We start from the raw sequence: 8,822 nt of genomic DNA, 5'->3' as shown, positions 1-8,822 counted from the left end.
GGCGTATGGCCGAGGAGTGTCATCCGCCCCGTTCGGGCATCGAGTGCCAGGCCGGCTATGCTGTCATGCCCTCGGTTGGAGACATAGACGAAGCGGCCATCTGCGCCCAAAGCAATGTCGGCGCTGTGGTTGTCTTTGATGCCGTCCGGCACGACGGATACGCGATCAAGCAGGGAGAAACGCCCGGACGCGGCATCGTAACGCACTGATGTCACGGTCGAATCGAGTTCGCCAACGACGACCGCCAGTTCCCCGCCAGGATGAAAGAGGAAGTGACGAGGCCCGCTACCGGAATGGAACCGGCTGACAATCGGCGTTCCGAGTTCACCCGAGTTCTCGTCGAACGGATAGGCGAAGAGCGCATCGAGCCCGAGGTCGGCCACCACGGCGAAGCGATTGTCGGGTGAGATGCGCACGCAATGCGCATGCGGGCGCTCCTGCCGCTCTGGATTGGGGCCGGTGCCGCGATGCGCCGCGCTGCTCACTGGCGGGCCGAGCCCGCCATCGGGCCGGCGTGGAAACACCACAACCGCTTGATTGGGCCCCTCATCCTCGCCATTGCCCATGGCGTAATTGGCGAGGAGAAGATAGCGCCTTGTGCGATCAAAACTGTTATGGGCGGTGATGCTGCCGAGCGCCGGCTGCATGTTGATGGGCCGCATCCGCGGTGCGGCGATGTCGATCTCCAGGGCCGAGACAAGACCCTCCGCCCAGCCGAAAACCTCGCTGTTCGCATAGAGATGGCGGCCATCGGGGCTGACCGAAAGAAAACTCGGATTGTCGACGCCGCGATACTCCCCTAGCGCCGTGGTCTCCGCCGTCGTCTCGTCAAAGGCAAAGAGGCTGAGCCCCGGGCCGCGCGCTCCCTGGAAATAGGGGTTCTCCCGGTTCAGGCTGCCGACGACCATAATGGTGGACATACGCCTCTCCTGTTCCGCGTCAGTTCAGCGTGAAGCGCGAGCCCGGCGCCGCCTGCGCGTCGATCGCCGCCCAGTCCCAGGCAATGCCGAGCCCCGGCTCGGCGCTTGGCACCGCATAGCCGTCCTTGATCGTCATGCCATGCGTCGTGAGGCTATCGAGTTGGGGAATGTATTCAACCCAACGCGCATTTGGCACGGCCGCGCAGAGCGCCACATGGATCTCCATCAGGAAATGCGGGCAGACGGCAACATTGAAGCATTCGGCCAGATGCGCGACCTTGAGCCAGGGGGTGATCCCGCCGATGCGCCCGACATCGACCTGGACCACGGAACAGGCGCCGCGCTGCAGATAATCGCGAAAATGCAGAGGGCTGTACAGGCTTTCGCCGACCGCGATGGGCAGGCTGGTGGACCGCGACAGGCGAAGATGGCCGTCCACGTCATCGGCTGCCAGCGGCTCCTCCAGCCAGCCGATGTCGAGCGGCTCGTAGTGGCGGGCCCGGCGGATCGCTTCGTCAACGGCGAAGGCCTGATTGGCATCCGTGAATATCTCGAAGTCATGCCCGACGGCTTCGCGCACGGCCGAGATCCGCGCGACATCCTCATGCACCGGCCGGCCGACCTTGAGCTTGGCGCCTCCGAAGCCGGATGCCTTTTGGCGGATGGCGTCTTCGACCAAGACCGAAGTCTCGAGATGCAGCCAGCCGCCTTCGGTCGTATAGAGCCGCACGCGTTCCTGCGCGCCACCGGCCATGACGTGCAGCGGCAGACCCGCCTTGCGACAGCGCAGGTCCCAGAGCGCGGTATCGATCGCGGCCATGGCAATCGCCGTGATGGCCCCGACCGTCGTCGCATGGGTCAGGAACAGAAGATCGCGCCAGATCTGCTCCACCATCGCAGCGTCACGGCCGATCAGCGCCGGTCCTAAAGTGTGTTCGATCAATGCCATGACCGAGGGGCCGCCGGTACCGATGGTGTAGCTGTAGCCGGTGCCGACCGCACCATCGGCATCATAGATGCGGATGATCGGCGTCTCCTGGCTGACGAAGGATTGGATGGCATCAACCCGCCGCACCTGCGGCACCAGATCGACCATCAGAGCTTCGACACGGGTGATCTTTGACATCGCTTCTAGCCTTTGACGCCGCCGAAGGTGAGGCCTGCGATCAAGTGCTTCTGCACAATGAAGGTCAGGATCAGGGCGGGGATGATAATGAGTACCGCCATGGCGCACATGCCGGTCCAGTCCACGGTGAACTGTGCCGTGAAATCCATCAGACCCACGGGCATGGTCTTGGATGCGGTGGTACGCGTGAGTTGCGCGGCCAAGGCATATTCGTTCCAGGAAGTGAGGAAGGCGAAGATGGCGGCGGAAGCGAGGCCGGAGCGCGCGAGCGGAAACTCGATGCGCCAGAAAGCTTGCCAGCGCGTGCTGCCGTCAATCTGCGCCGCTTCCGTGAGATCGGCCGGGATCTGCCGAAAGAACCCATCCGTTAGCCAGACGGTGAACGGAATATTCATGGCGAGATAGACGATGATGAGGCCGAGCCGCGTATCAAGCAGACCGATGCGGCTCCAGACGATGAAGAGCGGCAGGGAGAGCGATATGCCCGGCACCGTGCGGGAGAGCATGAGGCCGAGGAAGAAGCCGGATTTGCCGCGAAACCGATAGCGAGCAAAGGCATAGCCGCCCATCATGCCGACGGCGACGGCCACGACCGTGCTCGTCACCGAGATGACCACCGAATTCATAAAATAGGCGGCGACCGGAATGCCGGGCGCATGATTGGGCAACAGGCCGAAGATGCCGAGGAAGTTGCTGAGGGTGAGGACATGCGGAATCCAGACCGGCGGCTTCGCCATGACCTCGATATTCGGGCGAAAGGCGGTCAGCATGACCCAGAGCCCGGGCACGCAGAGCATAACCATGGCGCAGAAAAGACCGATGCGGACGGCCCAAATCTGCCGACGCCGCACCGGCGACATCCTCCGGCCGAGTGGTAGAGAGGCGGCACTCATTCCGCACCTCCCATATAGGCGCGAGCTCCCATCAGCTTGCGATAGAAATAGACCGTCACGGCGATGGACAGCAGGATCGAGACATAGCCCATGGCATTGGCCATGCCCATGCGCGCATCCTCGTATCCGGTGCGGGCGATGAGCGTCCAAAGCAGTTCCGTGCGCTGCGCCGGGCCGCCATCCGTCATGATCTTCACCATGTCATAGGCGCGGGCGACGTCGAGCGAGCGGATAGTCATGGCGATGAAGATGAAGGGCATGAGGAATGGAAGGGTGATGTGGCGGAAGGCCTGCCAGGCGTTGCAACCATCGACCTTGGCGGCCTCCAGCGGTTCGCTCGGCAGTGCGAGCAGGCCGGCAAGCAGCAGAATCGCGAAGACCGAGGTCGACATCCAGGTTTCGGCAATCAACACGGTCAACGGCGCCAGCACGGCATTGACCAGCCAGGCGATGGGATAATGCATGAGGCCGAGCGAGGAGAGCGCGTTGTTGATCAGGCCGACATTGTCATTGAAGATGTATTTGAACTGGAAGCCGACCAGGATGGGTGAGAACATCATCGGAAACATCATGATGGTCCGGATCACGCGCTTGCCGGCGGTGATTTTGTTGACGAGCAGGGCGAGGCCGAGGCCGAGGACCATTTCGAGATTGAGCGCCACGGTGAGGAAGACCACCGTGCGGATTAGCGCCCACCAGAAATCCGAACTGTTGAAAAGCCGCAGGTAATTGCGGACGCCAATATAATGATAAAGTGTCCAGGGCCGAACAAGATTATAGGGCGTGAAGCTGGACCACAGCGAAACAAGCAGCGGGATTGCCACAACAAAGAGAACGATAACGATTGACGGCAGGATCAGGACATAGGGGGCGGCATGGCCGAGGCTGAAGAAGCGCCGCACGCGCTCCGCCCGTCGCGAATAGGCTGTTACTCCGTCCAGATCGATCCGGCTGTCAATCGCTTCCGTCATGATCCTGCTTCTGTCTTGGGAACGAGCCACGCGACTTGACGCGTGACTAGTTGTCGCCCTCGTCCTGCACGATCTGCTTGACCTTGGCAGCCGCGTCATCCAGCGCCTGCTTCGCTGTCTTCTGACCCAGGATCGCCGACTGCACGGCTGGCCAGATGACGTTCGAGACGTCGATCCACTCGGGGATCAGCGGCGGTGTGCGGGCATCTGCGAGGGAAGCCTGCCAGGTCGTGAACATATTGGCCATGTAGTCGTTGTGCTCGGCTTTGAACTCCGCTTCGACATCCGCGAAAACCTTCGTCCGCGTCGGCAGATTGCCGGCTCTGGCCTCCATCATCTCCGAATCGTAGTCGGTCATGAACTCAACGAAGCTGACGGCCGCTTTTTTGTTGTCGCAGGCGGCGGTGACGGAAAAGGAATGGGAGCCGGACCAGCCTCCGCGCTTGCCTGCCTCGCCAACCGGCGCCAAGGCGAAGCCGACATGCCCGGCAATCTTCGAAGTTTTGGGATTGTTGAAGAAAGCGGCGAAGCCCGGCCAATCGATGTCGAGCGCCAGGGTGCCGGCGGCAAAGCTCTGCCCGATGTCATCCCAGGTGTAATTGATCGTGCCCGCCGGCACGGCCTTGGCCTTGTAAAGATCGACGAACCACTGCAGCGCATCGATGCCGGCCTGGGAATTGAAGGTCGGGTTCATGTGCTCATCGAACATGTCGCCACCATTCGCCCGCAGAATTTCCATGAATCGGCCGGTGAGGCCTTCGTCCTTGCCAGGAAAGGCGGTGCCGTAGACGTTGGGCGGCGATGACAGGAAAATCGCCTGCTGTTTGTATTCGTCGAAGGTCGTGGGCGGGGCCAGATCCTTGCCGAACTTCGCCTTGTAGCGGGCGCGGATGTCCGGATTGTCGTAGATCAGCTTGTTGTAATAGATGTTCGAAATATCGGTGACCCGCGGCAGCTGGACCAGCCTGCCGTTCACGGTCGAATTTCGAATCGCGCTCGGCACGTATTCGGAGAGCACGCTATCCGGAATATAGGGCTTCAGGTCGATGTAGAATTTGCCGTATTGCGGCGCGAAGCTGGTGTGATTGGAACCGACGCACCATTTGACGGAGCCGGAGGCGATGTCCTGCTTGATCTCGCGATCAAGGGCAAAATAGTTTTCGGAGGAGACGATCTGCACCTTCGCGCCCGTCGCCTTTTCCCATTCCGGTATGCGGGTATAGAGCTTTTCGTACTGGGTGCCGCCGACGAGCTTTACCTTCAGCGTATAGCCCGGAAAGCTTCCCCAGTTCTGGTCGGCCGCCTTGGCGGCTGCGGTAAGGCCTGCGGTCGCGACGCAGGCGAGAAGGATCGTCTTGAGCATGCGCCCAGCCTTCATCCTGTCTATCCTCCCTTTTTCGCCGCACTGCCGCCTTGGACCGTGAACAGTGTTGGCATTATTATATTTGAATAGTACATTCGCAGGTAAGCACGGTCCGCGGGGTCGGTCAACGACCCGTCCGACCTAGGAGAGTAAATTCATGGATTCCGTCGCGAAAGACGACGCTGACCGCTACCGCGCCCCTGCGCTCGATAAGGGCCTCGATATCCTCGAACTGCTGGCCGCGACCGAGGAGGGCCTGTCGCAGGCTGAAATTGCGAAGGCGCTGGACCGGACACCGAACGAAATCTACCGCATGCTGGACCGGCTGACGCGGCGCCAATATGTCATGCGGACCAGTGCGGACCGCTACGAGCTGACGTTGAAACTCTTCACGCTCGTGCATCAGCACGCGCCGATCCGGCGCCTGGTGCCGCTTGCCATGCCCGAGCTTCGCGCCTTCGCGCGTCGCGCTCAGCAGGCCTGCCATCTGGCGATCTATGACCGCGGCCATGTCGTCGTCATCGCTCAGGTGGATTCACCCGGCTATTGGGGCTTCGCCATTCGCGTCGGCTCCCATGTCGGGCTGTTCAATACCGGTTCCGGCCATGTTTTGCTCGCCTTCGCCACGCCGCGCGAACGCGCGCTGATGATGGAGGAGCACGCCGTGATGCCGCATGAGCGCGTTCCGGCCGATATCGAGGAGCGGCTCGCGATCGTCCGCCGCCAGGGTTTCGAGAAGATGCACAGCCAACAGACGGCGGGCGTGCTCAACCTCTCGGTGCCGATCTTCGGCCCGAATGGTGGCGTCGCCGCGGCCCTCACCTGCCCCTATCTCGAACGATCTGATACCACGATGGCGCCGGATGCGGATGAAGCGCTCGCCTTGCTGCGCATCTCCGCCTCGCGCATCATGCCGGCACCGGCGGAGGGTTAGGAGGGGCGCGTGAGCATACCGATCATCGATACCCATCTCCATCTGATCGACCAGAGCCGGCTGCGTTACCCCTGGCTGCAGGATGTTCCCGCGCTGAACCGCAGCTTTCCGTTGCAGGAATACTGGTCCGAGGCGGAGCCGCTCGGCATTGTCGCCGCACTTCATATGGAAGTGGACGTTGCGGAAGAGGATCAGGAGGCGGAGAGCGAGGTCGTGCTCGGCCTCGGCCATCCGGTGGTTGGCGCCATCGCGGCAGCCCGGCCGGAGCATGCGGGCTTCGCCGCGCAGCTTGAGCGGATCGCAGGCAATCCCCGCATCCGCGGGCTGCGCCGCATCCTGCACACCTCGCCCGACGAACTTGGGCGCCAACCGATCTTCGCCGAGAATCTGCGCCGTCTCGCGCCTTGCGATCTCAGCTTCGATCTCTGCGTGCTGGCACGGCAATTGCCGATCGCGGCCGAAATTGCGCGTGCCTGCCCCGATGTCCGCTTCGTGCTCGACCATTGCGGCGTGCCGGCGGTGGAAGCGCGCGCGTTCTCGCCCTGGGGCGAGGATATTCGCCGCGTCGCGGAACTGCCTAACGTCGCCTGCAAGATTTCGGGTATCGTCGCCTATGCCGGCAATACCTGGACAACCGATGATCTGCAGCCCTTCGTGGAGCATTGCATCGAAAGCTTCGGCTGGGATCGCGTCGTTTGGGGGAGTGATTGGCCGGTCTGCACGCTCACCGCTGATCTCACGCGGTGGGTACAGGCAACGCGCGCCATCACATCCGCGTGCAGCGAAAGCGAGACCGAGCGACTCTTTAATCGCAACGCCAAGCGGATCTACCGCCTGCCCTAGCGGCACCACCAAACAAAAAAGAAGGTCGCCAATGGCCCAACGCATGGGATTGTGTATCGGACTCCGGCAGGAGCACATCGCGGAATACAAGCGCCTGCATGCCGCTGTCTGGCCAGATATTCTGCGCCAGATCACGGCGAGCCATATCCGCAACTATACGATTTTCCTACGCGAGCCTGAGAATATCCTCTTCGCCTATTGGGAATATGCCGGGGCGGATTTTGCTGCCGATATGGCTGCCATGGCCGCTGACCCCGCGACGCAGAAATGGTGGGAGATCTGCATGCCCCTCCAGGAACCCTTGGCAACCCGGGCCGAGGGCGAATGGTGGGCGGCCATGGAGGAGGTCTTTCATCACGACTGATGGGCGCCGCGACACCTTCGCCCGAACGGCTTGCATTTAACGCTCATTAGTGAAATTCTCCTTCACATAAGAACTCACAAACGCGGTGGCGGGGGAAGAGTGAGCAGCAACCGGACGGTTCCGTCCCAACCTGAGGCGGTGAGCGCGCTGCGCCAGGCCTGGCCGCTTCCATCCGCTAGCCGTCCGATCGTCATCATCGGCGCCGGCGGCATCGTGAATGATGCGCATCTCCCGGCGTATCGAAAGGCAGGATTTCCCGTCGCGGGGCTTTATGACCTCGACCGAGAACGGGCGGAAACTCTAGCCGGGCGCTGGTCCCTCCCCGTCTTTGGCAGTCTGGACGAGGCTGCGAGCGTGCCAGGCGCGGTGTTTGATCTCGCCATTCCGCCGGCCGCGCATCTTGGCGTACTCCAGAGCATTCCCCAAGGATCGAGCGTGCTGCTGCAGAAGCCGATGGGGCGCGATCTCGCCGAAGCGACGGCGATCCTGCGCCTCGCCCGCGCGAGGCGCCTTGTCGCGGCCGTCAATTTCCAGCTCCGCTTCGCCCCGATGATGCTCGCGGCGCAAGACGCCGCGGCGCGCGGTCTCCTTGGCCGGCTCATCGATATCGACGTGCATATCAATGTGCTGACACCCTGGCATCTGTTTCCCTTCCTGAAGGGCATGCCGCGGGTGGAGATTGCTGTTCATTCCATTCACTATCTCGATCTCATTCGCGGTTTCATGGGCAACCCGCGCAGCGTGATGGCGCGCACACTCGGCCACCCACAGACGGACCTTGCGCAGACACGGACCTCAGCCATTCTCGATTTTGACGATGACGTGCGCTGCACGCTTTCCATCAACCACCATCATGATTTCGGCCCACGCTTTCAGGACGCAACCATCCGGCTGGAAGGAACCGATGGCGTCGCCGTCATCAAGCTCGGCGCGCTGCTCAACTATCCGACCGGCCTGCCGGATGAACTCTGGATTGCCCGCCATGGCGGGAATTGGGCCGAAATTCCGCTCATCGGCACATGGTTCCCTGATGCCTTCATCGGCACCATGTCCAACCTGCAGCGCTTTACTACTGGCCAGGATACGATGCTCATGACCTGCGTCGAAGACGCCTGGCATAGCATGGCGCTGGTCGAAGCCTGTTTTTGTTCAAGCGTTGGTCCGGCCACACCTGTGCCGGCTGACGCAGGAGCCGCCTCATGACAGTGGGTGTTTCATCAACCTTTCCGTGCGACATGCCGAAGGACCATGCGGCTCTCCCGGTCTGGAATGCTGAGAACTGGTTCTATGAGGATTGGCCGGTGGGCCAGAAGATCCGTTCGCTCCGCCGCACCATCGGCGAGGGCGACAGCCACTTGTTCAATCTTCTGGTGACCGACATCCACCCTTACGTGCAGGACCAGCTTTT

General features: G+C 61.9%; 10 protein-coding genes. 5 read left to right on the top strand and 5 right to left on the bottom strand.

Translation table 11 applies throughout. The annotated features are described in order from the left end of the window. The 5 genes from VL752_RS17190 to VL752_RS17170 form a co-directional block, all read right to left on the bottom strand. Positions 1-920, bottom strand: a 920-nt coding sequence (locus VL752_RS17190) for a lactonase family protein (RefSeq protein WP_325357088.1), incomplete at its 3' end; no start/stop codon positions are given. A gap of 19 nt (positions 921-939) precedes the next feature. Further along, positions 940-2,046, bottom strand: a complete 1,107-nt coding sequence (locus tag VL752_RS17185; protein ID WP_325357087.1) for a mandelate racemase/muconate lactonizing enzyme family protein — start codon at positions 2,044-2,046, stop codon at positions 940-942. 5 nt (positions 2,047-2,051) lie between these two features. Then, on the bottom strand, positions 2,052-2,897 hold the full coding sequence (locus tag VL752_RS17180) for a carbohydrate ABC transporter permease (protein ID WP_325357086.1): 846 nt from the start codon (positions 2,895-2,897) through the stop codon (positions 2,052-2,054). Between the two features lie 38 nt (positions 2,898-2,935). Continuing rightward, positions 2,936-3,910 carry a carbohydrate ABC transporter permease gene (locus VL752_RS17175; RefSeq protein ID WP_325357085.1) on the bottom strand — a complete coding sequence of 325 codons (975 nt, stop codon included), beginning with the start codon at positions 3,908-3,910 and terminating at the stop codon, positions 2,936-2,938. A 46-nt stretch (positions 3,911-3,956) separates the two neighbouring features. Continuing rightward, positions 3,957-5,288: an ABC transporter substrate-binding protein gene (locus tag VL752_RS17170; protein WP_325357084.1), complete on the bottom strand. Its 1,332-nt coding sequence runs from the start codon at positions 5,286-5,288 to the stop codon at positions 3,957-3,959. A gap of 142 nt (positions 5,289-5,430) precedes the next feature. Here VL752_RS17170 and VL752_RS17165 point away from each other — a divergent pair, with 142 nt between their 5' ends. From VL752_RS17165 to VL752_RS17145, 5 genes are all read left to right on the top strand, one after another. Further along, positions 5,431-6,207 (top strand): IclR family transcriptional regulator, encoded by a 777-nt coding sequence (locus VL752_RS17165; protein ID WP_325357083.1) that lies wholly within the window; start codon positions 5,431-5,433, stop codon positions 6,205-6,207. A gap of 9 nt (positions 6,208-6,216) precedes the next feature. Then, positions 6,217-7,050 (top strand): amidohydrolase family protein, encoded by an 834-nt coding sequence (locus tag VL752_RS17160; RefSeq protein ID WP_325357082.1) that lies wholly within the window; start codon positions 6,217-6,219, stop codon positions 7,048-7,050. A 31-nt stretch (positions 7,051-7,081) separates the two neighbouring features. Next, positions 7,082-7,414, top strand: coding sequence for an L-rhamnose mutarotase (locus VL752_RS17155; RefSeq protein ID WP_325357081.1), 333 nt, complete (start codon positions 7,082-7,084; stop codon positions 7,412-7,414). 99 nt (positions 7,415-7,513) lie between these two features. Beyond that, positions 7,514-8,617, top strand: coding sequence for a Gfo/Idh/MocA family protein (locus tag VL752_RS17150; protein ID WP_325357080.1), 1,104 nt, complete (start codon positions 7,514-7,516; stop codon positions 8,615-8,617). Then, a partial coding sequence (locus tag VL752_RS17145) for a hypothetical protein (RefSeq protein ID WP_325357079.1) occupies positions 8,614-8,822 on the top strand: 209 nt, incomplete at its 3' end. The genes VL752_RS17150 and VL752_RS17145, both read left to right, overlap by 4 nt.

Source organism: Acidisoma sp. (genome assembly GCF_035492295.1).
Lineage (GTDB): Bacteria > Pseudomonadota > Alphaproteobacteria > Acetobacterales > Acetobacteraceae > Acidisoma.
The sequence above is the reverse complement of the archived record's forward strand: the minus strand, read 5'-3'. Positions and strand labels throughout refer to the sequence as shown.